Origin of the sequence: Spinactinospora alkalitolerans (genome assembly GCF_013408795.1) — a bacterium.
Classification (GTDB): domain Bacteria; phylum Actinomycetota; class Actinomycetes; order Streptosporangiales; family Streptosporangiaceae; genus Spinactinospora; species Spinactinospora alkalitolerans.
This window is the reverse complement of record NZ_JACCCC010000001.1, coordinates 1,718,016-1,740,398: the sequence shown is the minus strand read 5'-3', so window position 1 is coordinate 1,740,398 and position 22,383 is coordinate 1,718,016. Positions and strand designations below refer to the sequence as shown.

Genomic DNA, 22,383 nt, shown 5'->3' with positions numbered 1-22,383 from the left:
GGCCGCTCCCTCACCCGCGCTCGTCCTCCGGACCGGCTCGGGCGTGCTCGTCGGCCCTGGCGTGCTCGACGGCCTCGGCCAGCTCGTCGACCACCAGGTACTCCTCGTTGGTCTCGCCCCGGCTGTAGGCCACCCGGCCCAGCGTCGGGGCGAGCACCGGAGCGGTGGCGAGCTGGAACATCGCCACCAGCGCCAGCGGAACGGCCGCGCCGAGGTCGGGGAGCTGGAAGGCCGACCCCAGCAGGATCAGCAGGAGCCCGACCGTGTCGGGCTTGGTCGCGGCGTGCAGGCGGGTCAGCAGGGTCGGGAACCGCACCAGGCCGATGGTGCCGATCATGGCGAACAGCGCCCCGGTCGGCACCAGCACGGCGGTGATCCAGTCATTCGCGGTCATAGGTCCGCCGTTCCGCGAAGCGCGCCGCCGTCAGGGGTCCGAGAAACCCCAGCAGCGCGATCGTCACCATCAGCCCGACGTAGGCGTCGTCCTGCCGGATCGCGCCCTCCACCGCGATCGCGCTGACCAGCAGCACCGACAGCGCGTTCAGGGAGACGATCCGGTCGAGCACCGACGGACCGCGGACCAGCCTGATGAGCGTGCACACCGCTCCGACCCCCAGCATGGTGAAGACCGCGACGTAGACGTAGTCCAGGCCGCTCATGACGCTCCTCTCTCGTTCCGCTCGATCGCCGCGACGAACTCGCGTTCGGCCCGGTCGAAGTCGGCCAGGTCCTCGGCGGTGCCGAACGCCCGGACGAACAGCTTCTCGGTCCGGCGCACCTGCCTGCGCAGCCCCTCCACCGCATCGGGGGAGTCGATCGGGATCCCGTGCACGTAGATCACGCCCTGGTTCCGGTTGAGCTCGATCACCAGGCTGCCGGTGACCATCGACAGCCCCACGCTGACCATGGCCAGCAGGAAGTCGGAGTCGGTGCGCATCGGCACCGCCACGATCGCGCCCCGGACGCGTTTGGGCCGCCACAGCACGTGGAACGCCACGTGCGTGCTGGAGGCGAACAGGTCGTAGCCGATCCTGCCGGCCAGCCGCAGCGCGGCGAAGGGGCGGAAGACCAGCCGCACCGGGATGTGCGGCAGCTTCGCCACCGAGTAGCACATCGACGCCACGGCGAAGCCCGCGATGAGCGTTCCCGGAGCGGGGTCGCCCCACAGGACCGCCCACATCACGGTCAGCAGGAGCACCGTGGGCAGCCGCATGAGCAGCCGCTTGGTCCGGGAATGCCCCGCCTCCACCGCGCTGGAGCTCGAATCGGAACCGCGGTTGGCCGCGGGGGTCAGGTCGGCCTCGTTCACCCTGCTCCCTCCCCCATCACGGCCTCGATGTAGGCATCGCCGTCGACCAGGTCCCGCGCCGCGGTGAAGCCGACCTCGGCGAGCGGACCGCCCGCCGCCATCACGAAGAGGCCGACGCCGACCATGACGCCGGTCATGGCCGTCATGAACCGCAGCCCTCCGAGGTTGGCGCCCCTGCGCAACTGCTCCTTGGCCTCGACCATGTCCGGCAGCGGCGTCCCCCAGAACGCCCGCGTCCAGATGCGGAAGACCGCGATGAGCGTGAGCAGGCTGGTGAGCACACCGACGGCGACACCCGTGTGGACCAGCCACCCTCCGGCCGCGATACCGGCTTCGAACAGCGCGACCTTGGCGATGAACCCGGAGAACGGCGGCATCCCGGCCAGGCTCAGCGCCGGCAGGAAGAAGAACAGCGCGAGCGCCGGCGACACCGTCGTCAGACCGCGGATGGCGCGCAGCGACGTGTGCCCCACGTACTGCCGCATCAGCCCGTTGACCAGGAACAGCGTCGCCTGCACCACGATGTGGTGCACGAGGTAGACGATCACCCCGGCGATACCGGCGACGGTGCCGATCCCCAGTCCGAGGATCATGTAGCCGATGTGGCTGACCAGTGCGAACGACACCACCCGGTTGACGTCGTCCTGAACCAGCGCCCCGAAGATGCCGACCAGCATCGTCGCGATCGCCGCCCACAGCAGCACCGCCGAGATGTCGTCGCGGACGAACAGCAGCGTCTGGGTGCGGACGATCGCGTACACCGCGACCTTCGTCAGCAGCGCCGCGAAGATCGCGGAGATCCGGGTGAGCGCGACCGGGTAGCTGTCGGGCAGCCAGAAGTGCATGGGCACGATCGCGGCCTTGATGCCGAACACGACGAAGAACATCAGCGCCAGCACCATGCGCAGCTCGGGCGGTGCGGCGCCGAGCTTCTCGGCGATGTCGGCCATGTTCACGGTGCCGGTGAGCGCATAGACCAGCGCGATCCCGGTCAGGAACAGGATCGACGAGGTCAGGCTGATCGTCGTGTAGATCATGCTGGCGCGCACCCTGGCCCGGGTGGGGGCCTGGGTGATCAGCGCGTAGCTGGCGGTCAGCATGACCTCGAAGCCGACGAACAGGTTGAACAGGTCGCCGGCGATGAAGCTCAGGCAGACGCCGGCGGTCAGCACCAGGTAGATCGGGTGGAAGATCTGCGGGGTGGCGCGGCTCAGGCCGCCGATGTCCTGGCCGATCGCGTACAGCAGCACGATCAGCAGGACCACCGAGGAGACCAGCACCAGCAGTGCGGCCATGGGATCGGCGACCAGGGTGATGCCCAGCGGCGCCGGCCAGCCGCCGGCCTGGCTCACCACGACGGTGCCGTCGGCGGTCTCGCGCAGCAGCAGAGCGGCGTCGGCGACCACGACCGCGAGCGTCAGCGTGCCGACGATCTGCTGGGAGCGGGGGGTGCGCCGCAGCAGCAGGGTCACCGCCGCGCCCAGCAGCGGCACCACGAAGGGGATGGCGAGGAGGACGTTCACGAGGAGTCCTCCGGCTCGGTCAGCCGCATGATGCGCCGGTCCTCCACGTCGTCGGGCACCTCGTCGTTCTCGTCGCCCAGCCACACCCGGTAGGCGAGCGCGAGCAGGAACGTCGTGACGCCGAACGTGATGACGATGGCGGTCAGCGCCATGGCCTGCGGAAGGGGATCCGACATCTCACCCGCGGCCCCGCCCAGCAGCGGCGGCACGGTGATGGCCTCGTCGGTGAGGATCAGGGAGAGGTTGGCGGCGTGGCCGAGCATGACGATGCCGAAGACCACCCGCATCAGCGCCCGCTGCAGCAGCAGGTAGAAGCCGCCGGAGTACAGCACGCCGACAGCGATGATCAGGATGAAGCTGGGCGTGGTCACCGGCCGCCACCCCCGTCCGCCCCGGTGCGCCGCTCCCGGGAGTGCCGTTGCAGCTGCTCTTGGCGCATCTCCTCCTCCTCGGCCTCCATGCGGGCCCCCAGGGCCGCCACCACCGACAGCACGAGGCCCACCACGATCAGGAAGACCCCCGCCTCGAAGAACAGCGCGCTGAGCAGTTTGACGTGTCCGAAGACCGGCAGCGTGAACTCCCATTTCGTCGCGTAGAGGATGGGTTTGCCGAACAGCAGCGGGAGAGTGGCCGTGGTGCAGGCGATCAGCATGCCCAGCGCCAGCAGCCCGTTGGGCCGCATCGGCACGCCGGCCGCGAGCTCGTGCCTGCCGCCGGCGATGTAGCGCAGCACGTAGGCCATGCTGGCCACCAGCCCGCCGGCGAACCCGCCGCCGGGCCGACCGTGCCCGGCGACCAGCAGGAACACCGCCAGGGTGAGGATCGCCGGGATCAGGATCCGCGCCACGACCTCCAGCAGCACCGATCGCGGGCCGAACGCCGGCCGGGTGACCGTGCTCAGCCACCGCTCCCGCGGCGCCTCCCAGTCCTCGGGCGGTCCGCCGTCGCCCGTCGCGATCCGGCCGGCCAGATAGGGGCGGTCCTCCCCGGGAACTCCGACAGCCATGGTCACCTCCTCTCGTCGTCGGGTCGGGCGGAGTCGTCGATACGCCCCTCCGAGGCGTTGCCGCCGCGCGTGCCCAGCGTGGCGGTCTCGGTGACCGGCTGCTGCGGCGCGCGCGTCGCCAGCTCGGCCTCGTCCTCGCCGACATCGGCGTCGGGCTCCTCCACCACCCGGCTCCTGCGGTTGAGCAGCACCAGCGACGCGACCGCGACCGCGGCCGTCACCAGCACGACGATCTCGCCGAAGGTGTCCAGCGCACGGAAGTCGGCGAGGATCATGTTGACCAGGTTGGTTCCGCCGGCCTCCACGGCGAGGGGCGCGAACCCCCGCGATATGGGGGGGTCGGTGCGGGCGTGGGTCATCAGCCACAGCGACACCGCGATGAACGTTCCCGCGGCCACGCACATCGCGACGGTCAGCCGCTTGGGCCAGCCGTCGGGGCGGGTGCCGAACATCGTCGGCAGCCGCCGCAGCACGAACACCAGGATGATCGTCGTGAGCGTCTCCACCAGCACCAGCGTCAGCGCCAGATCGGGCGCTCCGTGCAGCACGAACAGGCCGGCGATGCCGAAGCCCAGGGCGCTGATGAGGATCAGCGCGGGGAACCGCCGGTGCTCGCGCACCGTCGCGATCGCGGTGACCACGATGATCAGAGCGATCAGGAACTCCAGCGGGCTGTCCCACAGCCGGAACCCGCTGTCGGGGCCCGGCACCTCCACGCTGCCGTTGACCAGGGCGGCGAGCAGCCGCACACCGGGCAGCGCCAGCAGCACGGCCAGGATGATGCCGAGGTAGATCGGCAGCGAACCGCTCTGCGTGCGCCGGGTGACGCTGAGCGCGGTGGAGTAGATGGTGTGCAGGAACAGGTGGTAGCCGACCTCGGCGTCGGGCCAGCGCGGCATGGCGTTCTGCACCTTGGCCACCGCCTTGCGCCGCCAGAAGAGCACCGCGCCCACGACCACGATCAGCGCGGACAGGCCGAGGGCCGGGGTGAGGCCGTGCCACAGCGCGAGGTGGTAGGGCTTGCCGTGGTCATCGTAGGCCAGCGCGTAGCCGCTCGCGATCGGGTCGGCGAGGAAGGGCAGGACGCCCAGCGCCAGGCCGAGGGCCGAAAGCAGCACCGGTGCGGCGAGGAAGGCGCCCGAGGGCCGCGTGAAGCGGCGTTCGGAGACGGTGGCCTTGTCGGCGAAGGCTCCCCAGAAGAAGCGGGCGCTGTAGGCGAAGGTCAGGATCGAGGCGAACACCAGGCCGATCAACATGACCAGCGCCGCGGTCTGCGACATCTCCGGGGCGTGGCCGGGCACGAACGCCTCCAGGGCGGCCTCCTTGCCGACGAAGCCCAGCAGCGGAGGCAGTCCGGCCATGGACGCCGCGGCGAGCCCTGCGGCGGCGGCCAGGAGCGGCATTCGCCGGCCGAGTCCGCTGAGCCGGCTGATGGTGCGCGCACCGGTCTGGTGGTCGATGATCCCGACGGTGAGGAACAGCGTCGACTTGAAGAGGCCGTGCGCCAGCAGCATGCCGATGGCGGCCACGGCGGCGGTGTGGGTGCCGGCCCCGGCGAGCAGCGCCAGGAAGCCGAGCTGGCTCACCGTTCCGTAGGCCAGCAGCAGCTTCAGGTCGTCCTGGCGCAGCGCCCGCCACCCGCCGATGACCATGGTGGTCAGGCCGAAGGCGAGCACGAGCGCGCGCCAGGGCTCGACCTCGGCGAACCCCGGCGACAGCCGCGCGATCAGGTAGACGCCGCCCTTGACCATCGCCGCGGCGTGCAGGTAGGCGCTGACCGGCGTGGGCGCCACCATCGCGCCCGGCAGCCAGTAGTGCAGCGGCGCCTGCGCCGACTTGGCGAACGCCCCCGCCAGCACCAGCACCAGGGCCAGCGGCAGCCACGTGCTGTCGGTCGGCGGGTCGGCGACCAGGTCCGAGATCCGGTAGGTGCCGCCGATCCGGCCGAGCACGATGAACCCGATGAGCATGAGCAGGCCGGGGCCCGCGGTGGTGACCAGCGCCTGGACGGCCGCGCGCCGGGCGGTCTCCTTGTGGTCGTCGTGGCCGACCAGCACGAAGGAGGAGATCGAGGTCAGTTCCCAGAAGACGTAGAGCGCGAACAGGTTGTCGGTGGTGACCACGCCCAGCATCGCCCCGGCGAAGATCGCCATGGTGGCCGCGAGCCGGCCGAGCGCGCGCTCGTCGGAGTGGAAGTAGGCGGCGCTGTAGCAGAAGATGACGGCCCCGACGCCGGAGACGAGCAGCACCATGGCGAGCGCGAGGGCGTCGAGCCGGAAGTCGAGCGTGATGCCGAGGGCCGGGACCCACGGCACGGACGCGGACGCCGAGCCCCCCGCGACGATGTCCGGTGCCTGGGCGAGGGCCCAGGCGGTGGACAGGACCAGGGGAAGGCTCGCCACGATGAACGCACGAGAGCCCATGGCGCGGATCAGCGGCGGCATGAGCACCGCCACGGCGACGTGGAGCGCGATGATGAAGGGCAGCAGCATGAGTGTCGTTATCGGCGGTTGGACCGGAGGCGCGCCTTTCTCACCACCGGGCGGCGAACGGGGCTGGGTGGAGCGTTGCGGGCGGATGCGGACGTCTCAAAGGTTATCGGCAGTCCCTCGGCTCACCTTGACGTGGAGCGGAGCAGGTGTACCATTCGCTGCCCGTGCCGGGTCCGCCGTATTCATTACTCTCCGTGTTTCCACTGGTGATCCTGGAACCCGGGTCGGACGCACCACCGTACAGGGGGGCGGAATTCCCGAAATCGCAGTGTTTGATCTCACCGGATATCCGACCTGAAACTTGACGTCCCGTTTACCGGGCGGCCTCCTCCCCGGCTTCCGGCTCCGGGACCGGTCACGGAGCGTGGAGTCCATCGGCCCGATCCCCTGCCCCGCACCGCATGAAACGGCTCACTCCGCCGCTGCGGCACCGCCCCTCTCCCGCCCCGCGGCAGGGCGTTCTCCCGCCCTCGGCGGAGCGGTCGGGGCGGTCGGAACCGAATCCATCCGCGTCCCTGGTTCGCGATGGTCGCACGCTCAGGCCAGAATTACGGGCATGGCCCGTACTACGTCCCCACCCTCTGAGGAACTCGCTGAGAAGATCATCGACATCGACGTCTCCGAGGAAATGCGCGGCAGCTTCCTGGAGTACGCCTACTCGGTCATCTACCAGCGCGCGCTGCCGGACGCCCGCGACGGCATGAAACCCGTTCAGCGGCGCATCCTCTACCAGATGAACGAGATGGGCCTGCGCCCCGACCGCGCGCACGTCAAGTGCGCCCGCGTCGTCGGCGAGGTCATGGGAAAGCTGCACCCGCACGGCGACAGCGCGATCTACGACGCGCTCGTGCGGCTCAGCCAGTCCTTCGCCATGCGCGTCCCCCTCGTCGACGGCCACGGCAACTTCGGTTCGCTGGGCGGTGACGACGCCCCGGCGGCGATGCGCTACACCGAGGCCCGGCTCAACCCCGCGGCCCGGCTCATGGTCTCCTCCATCGAGGAGGACGTCGTCGGCTTCCAGCCCAACTACGACGGGCAGGAGACCGAGCCGGAGGTGCTCCCGGCGGCCTTTCCGAACCTGCTGGTCAACGGCGCCTCCGGAATCGCGGTGGGCATGGCGACCAACATGGCGCCGCACAACCTCGGCGAGGTCGTCGCCGCCGCTCGGCACCTCATCACGCACCCCGAGGCGACACTGGACGAGCTCATGGAGTTCGTGCCCGGCCCCGACCTGCCCACCGGGGGCACCATCGTGGGGCTGGACGGCGTCAGGGACGCCTACGCCAAGGGCCGCGGCACGTTCCGCACCCGCGCCACCGTCTCCATCGAGAAGGTCACGCCCCGGCGCACCGGTCTGATCGTCACCGAGCTGCCCTACAACGTCGGCCCGGAGAAGGTCCTGGGCCGCATCAAGGACCTGGTGCAGTCGAAGAAGCTGCAGGGCATCTCCGACCTCAAGGACCTCACCGACCGCAACCAGGGCCTGCGGCTGGTGATCGAGCTGAAGAACGGCTTCAACCCCGAGGCCGTCCTGGAGGAGCTGTACCGGCTGACGCCGATGGAGGAGTCCTTCGGCATCAACAACGTCGCGCTGGTCGACGGCCAGCCGCAGACCCTGGGCCTGCGCGAGCTGCTCTCGGTCTACGTCGGGCACCGCCTCGACGTGGTGCGCCGCCGCTGCGAGCACCGCCGAGCCAAGCGCGAGGAGCGCCTGCACCTGGTCGCAGGCCTGCTCGTCGCGCTGCTCAACATCGACGAGGTCATCGCGCTGATCCGGGACTCCGAGGACTCCGGCCAGGCCCGCCGGCGGCTGATGACCACGTTCGAGCTCTCCGACACCCAGGCGCGCTACATCCTCGACACCCCGCTGCGCCGCCTCACCAAGTACGACCGGCTGGAGCTTGAGACCGAGCGCGACCAGCTCAACACCGAGATCGCCGAGCTCACCGCGATCCTTGAGTCCGACTCCAAGCTGCGCAGGCTGGTCTCCCGCGAGCTGGGCGAGGTCGCCAAGGAGTACGCGACGCCGCGGCGCACCGTGCTCAAGGAGAGCTCCGGTCTCACCCGCAGCGCCGCGGTGCCGCTGGAGGTCGGCGACGACCCCTGCCACGTGCTGCTGAGCTCCACCGGCATGCTGGGGCGCAGCGCCGGCGCGACCCTGCCGCGGATGTTCGACGGGCCGCGCGCCAGGCACGACGCGACCACCTCGGTGGTGCCCGCCACCGTGCGCGGGGAGGTCGCCGTGGTCACCGACCTGGGCCGGCTGATCCGGCTGCCCGTGCTGGAGCTGCCCGAGCTGCCCGCCGAAAGCGCGGACGCGCCGCCGCTGGCCTCCGGATCCCCGGTGACGGAGTTCGTCGAGCTGGCGGAGGACGAACACGCGGTCTCCCTGGCGACCCTCACCGGTGACGAGTCCGGTCTGGTCGTGGGCACCAGGCAGGGCATCGTGAAGCGGGTCGCCCCGGACTACCCGCAGAACAAGGACGACTTCGAGGTCATCAACCTCAAGGACGGCGACCGGCTCGTCGGCGCCACCCAGCTCGTCACGGGCGAGGAGGACCTCGTCTTCATCACCTCGGAGGCCCAACTGCTGCGCTTCGCCGCCGGCGGCGTCCGCCCGCAGGGCCGCCCGGCCGGGGGCGTCACCGGCGTGCGGCTGTCCGAGGGCGCCCGCGCACTGTGGTTCGGCGCCGTCACCGCGCCGGAGGACTCGGTGGTCGTCACGGTCGCCGGCAGCTCCACCGCGCTGCCCGGCACGCAGGCCGGTGCGGCCAAGCTGACCCCCTTGGATGCCTTCCCGGTCAAGGGCAGGGCCACCGGCGGCGTGCGCTGCCACCGCTTCCTCAAGGGCGAGGACGTCCTGCTGTTCGGCTGGATGGGCCGGGCCCCGGCCAGGGCCTCGCGGGCCGACGGCGGGCCGGTGCGGCTGCCCGATGCCGATCCCCGCCGGGACGGCTCCGGCGAGGCGCTGCCCCGCCCCATCTCGGCGGTCGGCACCGGCCAGACCGATACCGGGCGGTGACGACGCGGTCCCACCGCATCCGGCCGCCACACCGCCACGCTACAGTCGGCAACAAAACTGTCACCTTATGTTCGATCCTCAGCGGCACCGGCGCCGTGTGGCCGCGACGCGGCCGCACGGCGCTCCCGTGCCGCGCGAGCACCCGCATTCCCTGGAGTTCCACATGAGCAATGCCTTCGACGACCTCTTCGCCGCGAACGCCGACTACGTCCGCGACTTCGGCCTGGCCGGGCTCGAACCGGTCGCCGCTCGCGGGCTGGCACTGGTGACCTGCATGGACTCCCGCATCGAACCGTTGGGCACGCTGGGGCTCAAGCCGGGGGACGCCAAGATCCTGCGCAACGCCGGCGCCCGGGTCACCGACGACACGCTGCGTACGCTGGTCCTGGCCACCTACCTGCTCGGCGTGGACCGGGTTCTGGTCATGCCGCACACCCGGTGCAAGATGGCCTCGGTCTCCAGTGACGACGAAGTGCACGACGGCATCGCCCGGACCTACGGGGTCGACACCCGCAGCCTGGAGTTCAACACCACGCCCGACCAGCGGGCCGCGCTGCGCCACGACCTGGAGCGCATCCGGCACCACCCGCTGCTGCCCGCGGACCTGCCGGTGAGCGGCGCCGTCTACGACGTGGACAGCGGCCGGGTGACGCCCTTCGAGGAGTGAGCGCGGGAATGCCGCGTCGGGCCCCGCTGTTGAAATGCCCGACGAAGGGAGTGCGCATGGCGCAGACGACCTACGACACCTTTGCCCGCGGCCGGCGGTTCTTCGACCTCGGCGACCCGATCAGCGCAGCCCGGATCCTGGCCCCGCTGGCCGAGGCCGAGCCCGACAGCCGGTCGGTCCTGGAACTCCTGGGACGTGCCTACTTCCACTCCGCGCAGTTGAACAGGGCCGAGGCGACGTTCCGCAGGCTCATCGAACTCGACCCCTGCGACGCCTGGGCGCACATCGCGCTCGCCCGCTCCCTGGAGCGGCAGAGCCGCGACACCGAGGCCGCCCCGCACCGGCGGATGCACGCGGCGATGGCCGGGGGCTCCCTCGACTGACCCGACGTGACCGCTCTAGCGAACAGAGGCGAACAACGGGCCGCGTCCCCGGGGACGCGGCCCGTTCGCGTATACGCTGTCGCTCATGACAGCCCCCTCGAACGACTCCGGCGGGTCCGGCTGGATCGACCGCTCCTGTGCGCGCACGCGCTCCTGGGTCGACGAGGCCATCCGCATGGTGGCGGCCGACGCGAACCGGTCGGCCGACACCCACCTGCATGTGTTCCCGCTGCCCGGGGAATGGGGCATCGACCTCTACCTCAAGGACGAGTCGGTGCACCCCACCGGCAGCCTCAAGCACCGGCTGGCCCGCTCGCTGTTCCTCTACGGCCTGGCCAACGGCTGGATCACCGAGGGCACCACGATCGTCGAGGCCAGCTCCGGTTCCACCGCCGTCTCCGAGGCCTATTTCGCCCGGCTCATCGGCCTGGACTTCATCACGGTGGTGCCGCGCAGGACCAGCCCCGAGAAGATCGCGCTGATCGAGCGCTACGGCGGGCGCTGCCACTTCGTCGACATCCCCGCAGAGATGTACACCGAGGCCGAACGGCTGGCCGCGGAGACGCGCGGCCACTACATGGACCAGTTCACCTATGCCGAGCGCGCCACCGACTGGCGGGGCAACAACAACATCGCCGAGTCGATCTTCGAACAGCTCTCCATGGAGCGCCATCCGGTCCCGGAGTGGATCGTGGTGGGCGCGGGGACCGGCGGCACGTCGGCGACCATCGGGCGCTACCTGCGCTACCGCCGCCACCACACGAGGCTGGCGGTGGTGGACCCGGAGAACTCCGCGTTCTTCCCCGGATGGGCCACCGGAGCCACCGACTACGCCACCGGCATGCCCTCGCGCATCGAGGGCATCGGGCGGCCCCGGATGGAGCCGAGCTTCGTGCCCTCGGTCATCGACCTGATGGTCCCGGTGCCCGACGCCGCGAGCATCGCCGCGATGCGGCACCTCAACGACGTCACCGGGCTGTGCGCCGGCGGCTCCACCGGCACCAACCTGTGGGGCGTGTGGCAGCTCGTCGCGAAGATGCGCGCATCGGGCATCCGCGGCAGCGTCGTCACGCTGATCTGCGACGGCGGCGAGCGCTACCGGCACAGCTACTACGACGACGACTGGGTGGCCGCCCAGGGCATGGACCTCAAGCCCGCCACGGCGACGCTGGAGCGCTTCCTGGCCACGGGAGAGTGGGACGACGCCCCGGCGAGCTGAGCGCCGGGGGCTTTCGCCTCAGCCGAAGGACGGAGCCCGCGGTGACCGGGCGATCCTCTCGCGTGGCCGAAGGCCCATCAAGGGATCGCCCCGGCGCCGCGCCGCCCACGCCGCCACCGTGCGTGCCAGGACGCGACCGGGGTTTCGGCGCGCGCCCACGGCGGCGGGCCGCCGCGCCCGCCGACTCCGGCCACCGAGGGCGTGAAACACCGACCACAGGAGTTTGAACCCCAACCCAAAGACTGAACGCACGCCGCCACCATGGGCTCCAGGCCGAAACCGCGGTGTCGGCCCGTGTCCACGGCGTCGGCGTGCGCTTCGCGTGCGGGAGGGCGATTTTGCGTCCACGGGCCTGGCGGCCACGCGAGAGAACCGCCCACCCGCACCGCCCTCCCTCCTTGGGCGGGCCTCAAAGCCCTTGGGGTGGCCGGGCCTGTACGAAGGCCCCCTCCACTTACGCGTCGATCCGGGCCAGGTCCAGCTCCTGGGCTCCCTGGGCTATGAACTGGCGCCGGGGCGCGACCTCGTTGCCCATCAGCAGGTCGAACACTGCCGCGGCCTCCTCGGCGTGCTCGACCCGGATGCGGCGCAGCGTGCGGTGGCGCGGGTCCATCGTGGTCTCGGCGAGCTGGTCGGCGTCCATCTCGCCCAGGCCCTTGTAGCGCTGGACCGGCTCCTTCCAGGTCTTGCCCTTCTTCTCCAGCTCCAGCAGCCTGCGGTGCAGCTCGGCGTCGGAGTAGGTGTAGATGTAGCGGTCCTCGGGCTTGGCGCCGCGCTTCTTGCGGACGTTGGTCAGCTCGATGCGGTGCAGCGGCGGCACGGCGGCGTAGACGCGGCCGGCCTCCAGCATGGGCCGCATGTAGCGGTAGAGCAGCGTCAGCAGCAGGCAGCGGATGTGCGCGCCGTCGACGTCGGCGTCGGCCATGAGGATGACACGGCCGTAGCGGGCGGCCTCCACGTCGAACGTCCGGCCCGACCCGGCCCCGATGACCTGCAGGATCGCCGCGCATTCGGCGTTTTTGAGCATGTCGGCCACCGACGACTTCTGCACGTTGAGGATCTTGCCGCGGATCGGCAGCAGCGCCTGGAACTCCGAGTCGCGGGCGAGCTTGGCCGTGCCCAGCGCCGAGTCGCCCTCGACGATGAACAGCTCGCTGCGGTCCAGCCCCTCGCTGCGGCAGTCGACCAGCTTGGCCGGCAGTGCCGAGCTCTCCAGCGCGTTCTTGCGCCGCTGGGTCTCGCGCTGCTGCCGGGCCGCCAGGCGGGCCTTCGCCGCGCCGACGACCTTCTCCAGCACGGTGCGGGCCTGCTGCTTCTCGGCGCGCCTGGTGGAGGTCAGGAAGTGCCGCAGTTCCTTGCCGACCACCTGGGAGACGATCCGGCTGGCCGCCGAGGTGCCCAGGATCTCCTTGGTCTGGCCCTCGAACTGCGGCTCGGGCAGCCGCACCGTCACGACCGCGGTGAGGCCTTCGAGGACGTCCTCCTTGATCACCGGGTCGTCGCTGGCCTTGAGCAGCTTGGCGGTCCGCAACTGGTCGTTGACGACCCGGACCAGGGCGCGCTCGAACCCGGCGATGTGGGTGCCGCCCTTGGGGGTGGCGATCACGTTGACGAAGGAGCGCACGTTGGTGTCGTAGCCGGTGCCCCAGCGCAGCGCGACGTCGACCTCCAGCCGGCGGTCCACGTCGGTGGGGGTCATGTGGCCGTTGTCGTCGAGCACCGGGACGGTCTCGGTGAACTGGCCGCTGCCCTCGATCCGCAGCACCTCGCTGATCGGGCCGTCGGGGGCGAGGTAGGTGCAGAACTCGCTGATGCCCCCGTCGAAGCGGAACTCCTCCTCGTAGACCGGCTCGCCCTCGGTGCGCTCGTCGCGCACCGAGATCGTCAGGCCCGGGATGAGGAACGCGGTCTGGCGGGCGCGGTCGAGCAGCGAGTCGCGCGCGATGTCGGCGTCCTTGAGGAAGATCTGCCGGTCGGCCCAGAAGCGCACCCGGGTGCCGGTGACCTTCTTGGCCACCCGCCGGACCTGGGAGAGGCCGGAGGCCGGCTCGAAGTCGGCGTCGGGGCCGTCGGCGGCGAAGGAGCCGGGGATGCCGCGCTTGAAGCTGATCGCGTGCGTGTGGCCCTGCCGGTCGACCTCGACGTCGAGGCGGCCCGACAGCGCGTTGACCACGGACGCGCCCACGCCGTGCAGCCCGCCGGAGGCGTTGTAGGAGCCGCCGCCGAACTTGCCGCCGGCGTGCAGCTTGGTCATGACCAGCTCGATGCCGGACAGCCCGGACTTGGGCTCGGCGTCGACGGGGATGCCGCGTCCGTTGTCGCGGACCTCCACCGATCCGTCGGCGTGCAGTACGACGTCGATGCGGGTGCAGAAGCCGCCGAGCGCCTCGTCCACGGCGTTGTCGATGATCTCCCACATGCAGTGGGTGAGCCCCCGGCTGTCGGTGGAACCGATGTACATGCCGGGCCGCTTGCGGACCGCCTCAAGACCTTCCAAGACCGAAAGGTGCCGAGCGGAGTAGTCCTCGGGGTCATGGACGGCTGCGGTGAGGGCGGTCACGTGGACACTCCTGCGAAATCGAGGGTTTCGAGCGCGCGCTGTTCTCGGGGGCGAGCGCGGACGGACAGGGGCAGGCACCGTTCGAGCGCGCCCGCCTGCTGTCGAGGCCGGTGGTGCGCGCTCGATTCCGATGCCATAGGCACAGTAGTTCGAATTGCAGGGTAGCGGCACTTACCGACATCCGTGTAGCGGGCGTGTCGCGGGGAGGGAACCCGACCAGATGAATCAGTTAAGTGGAGAGGTAGCTCACAAACCGGGCTGATTCCGCTGTCGGCGTACAGGAGGGCTGGTTGGGAAGCTCTTGGTCCGGTTAGATGTTGTCCTGAGTGACTAACGCCGAGCATTGAGGAAGGCGAAGTGACTGGAACCCTTGCCCCCACCCAGCCGCTGACGGCTGCTGACCGTTGCGACCGTTGCGGAGCGCAGGCGTACGTCCGAGTGGTTCTCAACTCCGGTGGCGAACTGCTGTTCTGCGCGCACCACATGCGCAAGCACGACGACTCGCTCCGTAGGATCGCCTCGGAGATCCAGGACGAGACCGACCGACTCCACTCGACTCCGGCCACGGCCGCTGAAAACGAGCGTTAGACATAGAGAGACTTGCGGCGGTGGCCCCCCGATGCGGGGGGCCACCGCCGAAGTCTGTCCGGGGGTCGTCTCCCGCGTCAGCCTCCGCTCCGGGGCCCGGGGGAATCGAGCACCCGGTAGTGGTACCCGCTGACGGCGCCGAACCCGGCCCGCCGGTAGAGCGCGCGTGCGGCGGCATTGTCCTCGGTCACCAGGAGGTAGCCGCGCCGGGCCCCCTTGTCGTGGCCCCAACGCAGCAGGGCGTCGAGCACCGCTGCGCCCAGCCCCGTGCCGCGCGCCTCGGGACGCGTGAACATGGCGTAGACCCCGACCCATTCACCGTTCAGCGCCGCGCAACCGCGCGCGAGACCGCTGCCGTGGACGGCGTAGCCCATCGCGGCCCGGTCCATGATGCGCCCGGTCACCTCGGCGGCGCGGCCGGACGCGTCCGGTTCGGCCCGCACCTCCCGCCAGGCCCGTCCCCGGCCCGCAGCGACGGCGACGTCCTCGCCCGCCGGGGGCCGCTCCCCCAGTTCCCGTTCCATGACCAGGCTGGGATCCACCACCCGGTAGCCCCGCCCGGCCAGCTCCGCGTCCAGCGCCTCGCCGCCCCGCCAGACCTGCACGCACGGCGCCAGTCCCCGGGCCGGATAGAACTCCTCCGGCACCTCGGCGCGGGCGCCCGGCTCCAGCGCGAACGCCGAATTGGCCCGCTTGGTCACGCCCTCGCTGTACCCCAGCCGCCACCCGCCGCGCTGCTCCACGTGCAGCGCCGGCCAGTCGGCCGCCACGCGCCCGGCCCAATCGTTCACCAGCTCCACCTCCCGGAGGAAGCAGCGTATCGAAGCCGTTCAGGACGGCATCGCCCGAGCACGGCCCGCAGCACGCGGTGCGTACACTCGTCATGTCCGTGCGTGCGGGGAGCGGGAAAGCCAGGAAAGCACCGTCGTTCGAGGAGGGGCCATGACCGAGATCCTGATCGACGGCATCGACGCGGAGACGCCGGCGTGCGCCGCCGAAATCCTGGGAACCCGCACGGCGGAGGACACGGTCGACGCGGCCCTGCGGGAGACCGTGCGCCGACCGGGAGGTGTCGACGCCCTCGCCCTGAAGCACGCGAGTCCGAAAGAGAACCCATGCTGATCCTGTTGCCGCCGTCCGAGGGAAAGGCCACCACGGGGGACGGGCCGCCGCTGGACCTCTCGGCTCTGAGCCTGACCGAGGTGACCGGGGCCAGGGAGCGCGTGCTGGCGGCGCTGGAGGAGCTGTGCGCTGGGCCGGTCGAGCGGGCCCGCGAGGTGCTGGGGCTGTCCGCGGGGCAGACCGACGCGGTCCGGCGCGACCGTGAGCTGCGCACCGCGCCGACCCTGCGCGCCGCCGAGCTCTACACCGGCGTGCTCTACGACGCCCTGCGGCTGCCGGAGCTGCTGTCCGGGGACGCCGCCGGGGTCGCGCGCGAGTCGGTGCTGGTCTTCTCCGGTCTGTGGGGCGCGGTCGGCGTCACCGACCCGCTGCCGCCCTACCGGCTGTCGATGGGGGTGAAGCTGCCCCCGCTGGGCGCGCTGGGAGCGTTCTGGCGCACGCACCTGAACGACCTCCTCGACAAGCATGCCGACGGGCGGCTCGTGATCGACTGCCGCTCGGCCGCCTACGCCGCCGCGTTCAAGCCCGGGACCGACACCGCCGCCCGCACGGTCACCGTCCGGGTGCTGCGGGAGACGACGGTGGACGGCACCGTCAAGCGGTCCGTGGTCAGCCACATGGCCAAGGCGACCCGCGGTGAGATCGCCCATGCCCTGCTGGCCGCCCGCGCCGCTCCGGAGACCCCGGAGGAGCTGGCCGCGGCGCTCAACGACCTCGGCCACACCGCCGAACTCGGCGCCCCCGCTCGCGCGGGCTCCCCCCGCGTCCTCAACGTCGTCGTGCGCGGCTGAGCCGGCCCCGCGGCTCCCCGTCAGGCGATGCCCAGGCGCTGCAGGGCGTCGGAGAACTCCTCGCCGGCGCTGCCGGCTCCCAGGTAGCTCCAAGGGATGACGTGCAGGCGGTCGCCGACCCGTTCCAGGTGAGGGCGGGCGGCGTCGTCCAACCCGCAGTCGGCCAGGATCGCCCCGAAGAGGTGGTGCGCCTCCAGCCCGCGCGGGTGCGGGGCCATCGTGGCGGTCCACTTGTTCGCGGCCGCCTCCAGCTCCTCGACGATCTCCATGGTGTAGTGGTCGACGGAGAACCGCACGAACGCCCGTGACTCGCCGCTCTCCAGCAGCGGGCGCCGCTCCCGCAGCAGGTACTCGGCGTGGGCGAGGGGGAGCATCGCGGTCAGCGGCTGGCCCGCGGGGGCCGCGTCCACCACCTGGCGGGCGAAGTCGAACATCTCCTCGTGCGAGCCGCCCCACTTCTCCGCCAGGACCTGCAGCCGCCCCCAGTGCGCCGACATCAGGGTCGGGCAGCGCTCGGCGATGTTGCGCCAGATGGCGTCCTTGTGGTCCCGTTCCAGCTCCAGGCCCAGCGCGAGCCACTGCATGCACTCCCACGGGACCGGGTCGGCGGTGTCGAGCTCGGCCGCGGCCAGCAGCGGCTCGCGCGCGTTGGCCAGGGTCGCGCGGAACAGCTTGAAGCGGTCCCTGCCCACGGTCTCGGCCCAGCCGCCGCCGCGGATCTGCCACGCCTCGTCGATGAGGGTGCGCCCCAGCCACAGCAGGATGTCGGTCGCGTCGGCCTCGGTGGCGTCCTCGGTCAGCAGTTCGGTGATTCCCCCGCTGCGCCCGACCGCGGCCCTGCCCAGGGCCTCCACCCGCTGCGCCCGGAGTTCGGGGTCCTCGCGCGTCTCCCGCAGCAGCGCCGTTCCGGCCGCCAGGTATCCCTCGGAGACCGCGTCCACACCGGCGTCCAGGGCGATGTCGTGCCACGTCCGGCCGACGATGAAGTCGGTTGCCACGGTGTTCCTCGCGGCGCGCCTACGCCGTCCGAATAGCCCCATGGACAGGAAGGCTAGCGGCCGCCCCCGCCCGGGAAGCTGGACTTTCCATAACGTTTTCCCTGTTTCGCGGCACAAAGCCGCAAACCAGGCGCGGGGCGCCGGTCACGGCCGACAAAAGTAACGAACAGGTCTCGGTTCTTTATCCCGCCCATACATCCCACCCGGCATCATCGTGGGTGTCGGATGAAGGGAAACAAGGGGAACATCGCGCGGCGCCCATCGACTCGGCACCGTCCGCGCAGCCTCGCCACACTCGCGGGTACACACGGCCGGGGCGACGGGCGCCGCACACGCGTGCAGGGCCGGCCTCCCCAGCGGGAGGCCGGCCCTGCACCGCGCAACAGACGTCGAAAAGACGAGGCGAAAGACGTGTCAGTCCAGGTAGTCGCGGAGCACCTGGGAACGCGACGGGTGCCGCAGCTTCGACATCGTCTTGCTCTCTATCTGCCTTATCCGCTCGCGGGTCACACCGTAGACCTTGCCGATCTCGTCCAGGGTCTTGGGCTGGCCGTCGGTGAGGCCGAAGCGCATCGAGACCACGCCGGCCTCGCGCTCGGACAGGGTGTCGAGCACCGAGTGGAGCTGCTCCTGGAGCAGGGTGAAGCTGACGGCCTCGCCCGGCTGGATCGCCTCGGAATCCTCGATGAGGTCACCGAACTCGCTGTCGCCGTCCTCGCCCAGGGGGGTGTGCAGCGAGATCGGCTCGCGGCCGTACTTCTGCACCTCGACGACCTTCTCCGGGGTCATGTCGAGCTCCCTGGCGAGCTCCTCCGGGGTCGGCTCCCTGCCGAGGTCCTGCAGCATCTGCCGCTGGACGCGGGCCAGCTTGTTGATGACCTCGACCATGTGCACCGGGATGCGGATGGTGCGGGCCTGGTCGGCCATCGCGCGGGTGATGGCCTGCCGGATCCACCAGGTGGCGTAGGTGGAGAACTTGTAGCCCTTGGTGTAGTCGAACTTCTCGACCGCGCGGATCAGGCCGAGGTTGCCCTCCTGGATCAGGTCGAGGAAGAGCATGCCGCGGCCGGTGTAGCGCTTGGCCAGCGACACCACGAGGCGCAGGTTCGCCTCGAGCAGGTGCTTCTTGGCCCGGCCGCCGTCCTCGGCGATCCAGTTCAGTTCGTCGCGGAAGTCGAAGGACAGCGCCTCGGACTCCTCGGCCAGCTTCTCCTCGGCGAAGAGCCCGGCCTCGATGCGCTTGGCCAGCTCCACCTCCTGCTCGGCGTTGAGCAGGGGGACCTTGCCGATCTGCTTGAGGTAGTCCTTGACCGGGTCGGCGGTCGCACCGGCGGCGACGACCTGCGCGGCCGGGGCGTCGTCGTCATCGTCGTAGAGGACGAACGCCTCGTCCTCGGAGGTGTTGGCCGCGGCCTTCTCCGGGATGCCGACGATCTCGGGCTTCACGCCCGAGCCGGCGACGGGGCCCTCGATGGTCTCGGTGCCGTCGTCGGTGTCCTCGACGAGCTCCAGCTCGGCGCCGGTCTCCTCGAACTCCTCGGCCGACTCGGCCGGCTCGTTCGGCTCGGTGGCCTCGAGGTCGACGTCCTCGTCCTCGGCCTCCTCGGAGTTGGGGTTGACCTCGTCCTTCTTCCCGTCGGCCTTGGCCGTGGCCTTCGCGGCGGTCCGCTTGGCCGGAGCCGCCTTGGCCGGGGCGCCCTTGGTTCCGGCCTCGCCGGCCGCACGCTTCTTGGCGGGGGCCGCCTTGGCCGGGACCGCCTTGACCGGGGCGGGCTTGGCCGGGGCTGCGGCGGAGTCGACGACCGCGGTCACGGTCTCGGGCTGCTCCTGCGCCGCTGCTGCGCGCTTCACCTTCGTGGTGGCGGTCTTGGGGGCGGCCGTCTTGCGGCGCGCGGATTTGCGGCGAGCGGGTGCGGACTCCGCAGCACCCACGACGAGGGTCACGCCTTCCTTGGTCAGGCTGCGAAGCACAGCCTGGGCCTGCGACATCGGAATGTCGGCCTCTTCAAAGGCACGGCGCACGTCCTCGGGCTCAAGGTACCCCTGGGACCGCCCACGCTCGATCAGCTGCTGGATGACTGGCTCTTGCAGCGACTCCGGCTGCTTGGAGCGGGTCGAACTGGCAGGTGACACAAACACCTCTCGAACGGACGTGTGGCGAGATTGCTGGACTCGACGACCCGAAGAGTCAGGAGGGAAGATGGCTTTCATTCCTCACTCAAGCCCGAGATCACCCCCGCCTGCGCGGGGACCACTAGGTTTCTCTAGAGCGTATGTGCCTTCTCTAGCGCTTCGGCACATCCGCCCAGTAGGATTTTCACCGCAGACGGACGCGGATCTTCCCCCGTCTGCACGGGGACCATTGTGGATCGTCTTCCACCTTAGGCAAGGCGGGAGAGTTCTTCGTACGGTCTAGTCGGCCGGCCCCGACTCCGATGCCGGCACGTGGACGGCGAGCAGCGTGACATCGTCGTCCTGCTCATACCCAGCGAGCATGTTCTCAACAAGGTACTCGAGCATCTTCTCCGGATCGCCCACCACCTCCGCTGGCGCCTGGGACGCGACGGCAACAAGTTCGTCCAACCCCGAGGCGACCGCTCGCCTCCGGTTCTCTACTAGTCCATCGGAATAGAGGACCACGGTGTTACCGGGCGGGACGAAAAATTTGTGGTGCTCCCTGCCGGAGGGCATCCCCAGCGGGGTGGCCGGCTCGGTCTCGACCAGCCTCGGCTCGGCGTCCGGGGCGACCAGCAGGGGCGGCAGGTGCCCGGCGTTGCCGAGGTAGCCGTGCCCGGTGTCGGGCTCCAGGACGAAGTAGGCCAGCGTGGTGATCTGCTCCTCGCGCTCGGTGGCCTCGAACATCCTGTCCAGGCCGGTGAGCACGTCGGCGGGCTCGGGCATGCTGAAGGCCAGCGCGCGCAGCGCGTTGCGCACCCGGCTCATGCCGGTGGCGGCCTTGATGCCCTTGCCCATGACGTCGCCGAGCACCCCGGCCACGCGGCCGTCGGAGAGCTTGAAGGCGTCGTACCAGTCGCCGCCCACCTGGACGTACTTGGTGCCCGGATTGTAGAACGAGGCGAAGCGCATGCCGCGCACCTCGGGCAGGTCCTCGGGCAGCAGGCTCTTCTGCAGCGCCTCGGCCGTGCGGTGCTCCCGCTCGTACAGCGTGGCGCGCTCCAGGGCGAGCGCGCACTGGCCGGCCAGGGCCTCCAGGAAGACGCGCTCCTCGTCGGAGACGTCGCGGGTGGAGTTGAACGCGAAGCGCAGCGCCCCGATGGCGCGCCCCGCGCTCATCAGCGGCAGCGCCACCCAGGCGCGCTCATCGGTGTGCCGCAGGTAGGTGACCGCGTCCTCGTCGTCCTCCAGCAGTTCCAGCAGTGCCTGCGGGGAGCCGGCGATGGCGGGTCTGCGATCGCGCACCGCCATCGTCATCGTGCTGGGGAACTCCAGGCCGACCTCGTGCGGCGGCGCACCGGGCAGGTCGGGGATGCCGTCGGGGTTGAGCAGCCGCAGCCGCAGCCGCTCTCGGTCGAGCAGGGCCACTCCGGTGCGGAACACCCCCACCGCCGTCTCGCCGATCTCGGTCATGACCGTGACGACCTGGTCGACGGTGAGCGCCTCGGCGAGATCGGAGGTGGCCTTCTGCAGCCGGACCGTGCGCAGCGCCGCCTCGCCCAACTGCTGGGTGAGGCGCTGGCGCATCTCCTCGGCCTCGCGCTGGGTGGTGACGTCGGCGTGGGTCCCGACCCATTCGACGACCTCCTCCTCGCGCAGCAGCGGCACGGCGCGGGAGTGGTAGTGCCGGAAGTCCCCCGAGCGCAGCCGGACCCGGAAGGTGGCGTCGAAGGCGGTCTTGTCCTGCACGGCGTCGTCCCAGTCGCGGCCCACCCGCTCCCGGTCGTCGGGGTGGACCGCGTCCAGCCAGCCGACGCGGAGGTACTCCTCCGGTGACTGGCCGGTGACCGCGCGCCATTCGGAGCAGTCCTCGTGGGGTCTGCCGCCGGGGTCGGCGGCCCAGACGATCTGATTACTGGCCTGCAGGAGCGATCGATAGCGTTCCTCGCTGCGACGCAACGTCACCTCTGCCTTGTGTCTTTCGCTGATGTCGACCGCGATGAGCGCGACCCCGGTGATCCGGCCGTCGAGATCATAGGCGGGAAACCAGGACAGCGCCCAGTGCCGGTCGTCGTCGGGCCGCCGGGGCGTTCCGCCGATCAGGTGGTGGTCGCTGTAGACCACCGACTCCCCCGCCAGGACGGCCGACAGCGCCGCCTCGTGGGCGTGGGCGTCGGGCTCCTCGAGGAGCTCCGAGGGCGTGCGGTCGCGGCAGTCGGCGGCCGGGCGCCCGTAGATCGCCGCGAGCGTGCGGTTGACCCGCTGGTGGCGCAGGTCCGGGGTGAAGAAGGCGAACCCGATGGGCGCCTCCTTCAGCAGGGTCTCGAGCAGCGCGGCGTCCATCGGATTCAACCCGGACAGGCGGGGAAACGGAACGGACGTCTCGGTGCTCATCCTTGACACCTCCGGGATCCTTTCCCCGTCGCTGGGGGTCTATGGCTGGGGAACTCCGGCCGCTCCAACGCCGGCGGCCGAGAACTTCACGGGATCCGGGAGCCGCGGGGACGGCGCCCGCCTCCTGGGAGCGGCGGCCCCTCGCCCGACCACCGTCGCGTGCTCCCAGTCGCCTCAGCATAAGCCACGGCGCA

Annotated in this window: 19 protein-coding genes; 7 read left to right on the top strand and 12 right to left on the bottom strand. The window is 70.8% G+C overall.

Annotation, left to right across the window (positions count from 1 at the left end):
• Window positions 1-10: 10 nt before the first annotated feature.
• Genes mnhG through mbhE form a run of 7 tightly spaced genes read right to left on the bottom strand, consistent with a single transcriptional unit; the run spans window position 11 to window position 6,330 of the window.
• Window positions 11-394, bottom strand: a complete 384-nt coding sequence (mnhG, locus tag HDA32_RS07740; RefSeq protein WP_179642551.1) for a monovalent cation/H(+) antiporter subunit G — start codon at window positions 392-394, stop codon at window positions 11-13.
• The gene (locus HDA32_RS07735; RefSeq protein ID WP_179642550.1) at window positions 381-659 is read right to left on the bottom strand and encodes an MrpF/PhaF family protein; all 279 of its coding nucleotides are present in this window, start codon (window positions 657-659) and stop codon (window positions 381-383) included. The genes mnhG and HDA32_RS07735 overlap by 14 nt, the downstream gene beginning before the upstream one ends.
• On the bottom strand, window positions 656-1,309 hold the full coding sequence (locus HDA32_RS07730) for a Na+/H+ antiporter subunit E (RefSeq protein ID WP_312863084.1): 654 nt from the start codon (window positions 1,307-1,309) through the stop codon (window positions 656-658). Before HDA32_RS07730 ends, HDA32_RS07735 begins: the two co-directional genes overlap by 4 nt.
• Window positions 1,306-2,832, bottom strand: a complete 1,527-nt coding sequence (locus HDA32_RS07725; protein ID WP_179642549.1) for a Na+/H+ antiporter subunit D — start codon at window positions 2,830-2,832, stop codon at window positions 1,306-1,308. Before HDA32_RS07725 ends, HDA32_RS07730 begins: the two co-directional genes overlap by 4 nt.
• Window positions 2,829-3,203, bottom strand: a complete 375-nt coding sequence (locus HDA32_RS07720) for an NADH-quinone oxidoreductase subunit K (RefSeq protein ID WP_179642548.1) — start codon at window positions 3,201-3,203, stop codon at window positions 2,829-2,831. Before HDA32_RS07720 ends, HDA32_RS07725 begins: the two co-directional genes overlap by 4 nt.
• Window positions 3,200-3,838, bottom strand: coding sequence for an MnhB domain-containing protein (locus tag HDA32_RS07715; protein ID WP_179642547.1), 639 nt, complete (start codon window positions 3,836-3,838; stop codon window positions 3,200-3,202). Before HDA32_RS07715 ends, HDA32_RS07720 begins: the two co-directional genes overlap by 4 nt.
• Window positions 3,839-3,840: 2 nt before the next feature.
• Window positions 3,841-6,330, bottom strand: coding sequence for a hydrogen gas-evolving membrane-bound hydrogenase subunit E (gene mbhE, locus HDA32_RS07710; protein WP_179642546.1), 2,490 nt, complete (start codon window positions 6,328-6,330; stop codon window positions 3,841-3,843).
• Window positions 6,331-6,886: 556 nt separating this feature from the next.
• Here mbhE and HDA32_RS07705 point away from each other — a divergent pair.
• The 4 genes from HDA32_RS07705 to cds1 all read left to right on the top strand — a co-directional run bounded on the left by HDA32_RS07705 (window position 6,887) and on the right by cds1 (window position 11,621).
• Window positions 6,887-9,352: a DNA gyrase/topoisomerase IV subunit A gene (locus HDA32_RS07705; RefSeq protein WP_179642545.1), complete on the top strand. Its 2,466-nt coding sequence runs from the start codon at window positions 6,887-6,889 to the stop codon at window positions 9,350-9,352.
• 163 nt (window positions 9,353-9,515) lie between these two features.
• Window positions 9,516-10,019, top strand: a complete 504-nt coding sequence (locus HDA32_RS07700) for a beta-class carbonic anhydrase (protein WP_179642544.1) — start codon at window positions 9,516-9,518, stop codon at window positions 10,017-10,019.
• A gap of 56 nt (window positions 10,020-10,075) precedes the next feature.
• Complete coding sequence (locus HDA32_RS07695) at window positions 10,076-10,402, top strand: tetratricopeptide repeat protein (protein ID WP_179642543.1); 327 nt, start codon at window positions 10,076-10,078, stop codon at window positions 10,400-10,402.
• Between the two features lie 85 nt (window positions 10,403-10,487).
• On the top strand, window positions 10,488-11,621 hold the full coding sequence (gene cds1 / locus HDA32_RS07690) for an L-cysteine desulfhydrase Cds1 (protein WP_179642542.1): 1,134 nt from the start codon (window positions 10,488-10,490) through the stop codon (window positions 11,619-11,621).
• Window positions 11,622-12,075: 454 nt separating this feature from the next.
• On the opposite strand, the gene HDA32_RS07685 is transcribed toward cds1, so the two are convergent.
• Window positions 12,076-14,181: a DNA gyrase/topoisomerase IV subunit B gene (locus HDA32_RS07685; protein ID WP_179642541.1), complete on the bottom strand. Its 2,106-nt coding sequence runs from the start codon at window positions 14,179-14,181 to the stop codon at window positions 12,076-12,078.
• 357 nt (window positions 14,182-14,538) lie between these two features.
• Here HDA32_RS07685 and HDA32_RS07680 point away from each other — a divergent pair, with 357 nt between their 5' ends.
• The gene (locus tag HDA32_RS07680) at window positions 14,539-14,769 is read left to right on the top strand and encodes a DUF7455 domain-containing protein (protein ID WP_179642540.1); all 231 of its coding nucleotides are present in this window, start codon (window positions 14,539-14,541) and stop codon (window positions 14,767-14,769) included.
• A 77-nt stretch (window positions 14,770-14,846) separates the two neighbouring features.
• Here HDA32_RS07680 and HDA32_RS07675 read toward each other — a convergent pair whose 3' ends face one another.
• Window positions 14,847-15,560 (bottom strand): GNAT family N-acetyltransferase, encoded by a 714-nt coding sequence (locus HDA32_RS07675; RefSeq protein WP_179642539.1) that lies wholly within the window; start codon window positions 15,558-15,560, stop codon window positions 14,847-14,849.
• A 151-nt stretch (window positions 15,561-15,711) separates the two neighbouring features.
• Here HDA32_RS07675 and HDA32_RS07670 point away from each other — a divergent pair, with 151 nt between their 5' ends.
• Both HDA32_RS07670 and yaaA read left to right on the top strand, forming a co-directional pair.
• Window positions 15,712-15,891 (top strand): hypothetical protein, encoded by a 180-nt coding sequence (locus HDA32_RS07670; RefSeq protein ID WP_179642538.1) that lies wholly within the window; start codon window positions 15,712-15,714, stop codon window positions 15,889-15,891.
• A complete protein-coding gene (gene yaaA / locus HDA32_RS07665) occupies window positions 15,885-16,682 on the top strand; it encodes a peroxide stress protein YaaA (protein ID WP_179642537.1) in 798 nt (265 codons plus the stop codon). Before HDA32_RS07670 ends, yaaA begins: the two co-directional genes overlap by 7 nt.
• Window positions 16,683-16,702: 20 nt before the next feature.
• Here yaaA and HDA32_RS07660 read toward each other — a convergent pair whose 3' ends face one another.
• From HDA32_RS07660 to HDA32_RS07650, 3 genes are all read right to left on the bottom strand, one after another.
• Window positions 16,703-17,680: a hypothetical protein gene (locus HDA32_RS07660; protein ID WP_179642536.1), complete on the bottom strand. Its 978-nt coding sequence runs from the start codon at window positions 17,678-17,680 to the stop codon at window positions 16,703-16,705.
• A 414-nt stretch (window positions 17,681-18,094) separates the two neighbouring features.
• Window positions 18,095-19,813 carry an RNA polymerase sigma factor gene (locus HDA32_RS07655; RefSeq protein WP_312863083.1) on the bottom strand — a complete coding sequence of 573 codons (1,719 nt, stop codon included), beginning with the start codon at window positions 19,811-19,813 and terminating at the stop codon, window positions 18,095-18,097.
• A gap of 279 nt (window positions 19,814-20,092) precedes the next feature.
• Complete coding sequence (locus HDA32_RS07650; RefSeq protein WP_179642534.1) at window positions 20,093-22,189, bottom strand: SpoIIE family protein phosphatase; 2,097 nt, start codon at window positions 22,187-22,189, stop codon at window positions 20,093-20,095.
• Between the last annotated feature and the right edge of the window lie 194 nt (window positions 22,190-22,383).

Excerpts from the sequence above, each read along its gene's own strand:
- mnhG (WP_179642551.1), bottom strand. The coding sequence starts at position 394 with ATGACCGCGAATGACTGGATCACCGCCGTGCTGGTGCCGACCGGGGCG.
- HDA32_RS07735 (WP_179642550.1), bottom strand. The coding sequence starts at position 659 with ATGAGCGGCCTGGACTACGTCTACGTCGCGGTCTTCACCATGCTGGGG.
- HDA32_RS07715 (WP_179642547.1), bottom strand. The coding sequence starts at position 3,838 with ATGGCTGTCGGAGTTCCCGGGGAGGACCGCCCCTATCTGGCCGGCCGG.
- mbhE (WP_179642546.1), bottom strand. The coding sequence starts at position 6,330 with ATGCTGCTGCCCTTCATCATCGCGCTCCACGTCGCCGTGGCGGTGCTC.
- HDA32_RS07705 (WP_179642545.1), top strand. The coding sequence starts at position 6,887 with ATGGCCCGTACTACGTCCCCACCCTCTGAGGAACTCGCTGAGAAGATC.
- HDA32_RS07700 (WP_179642544.1), top strand. The coding sequence starts at position 9,516 with ATGAGCAATGCCTTCGACGACCTCTTCGCCGCGAACGCCGACTACGTC.
- HDA32_RS07695 (WP_179642543.1), top strand. The coding sequence starts at position 10,076 with ATGGCGCAGACGACCTACGACACCTTTGCCCGCGGCCGGCGGTTCTTC.
- cds1 (WP_179642542.1), top strand. The coding sequence starts at position 10,488 with ATGACAGCCCCCTCGAACGACTCCGGCGGGTCCGGCTGGATCGACCGC.
- HDA32_RS07670 (WP_179642538.1), top strand. The coding sequence starts at position 15,712 with ATGACCGAGATCCTGATCGACGGCATCGACGCGGAGACGCCGGCGTGC.
- yaaA (WP_179642537.1), top strand. The coding sequence starts at position 15,885 with ATGCTGATCCTGTTGCCGCCGTCCGAGGGAAAGGCCACCACGGGGGAC.
- HDA32_RS07650 (WP_179642534.1), bottom strand. The coding sequence starts at position 22,189 with ATGAGCACCGAGACGTCCGTTCCGTTTCCCCGCCTGTCCGGGTTGAAT.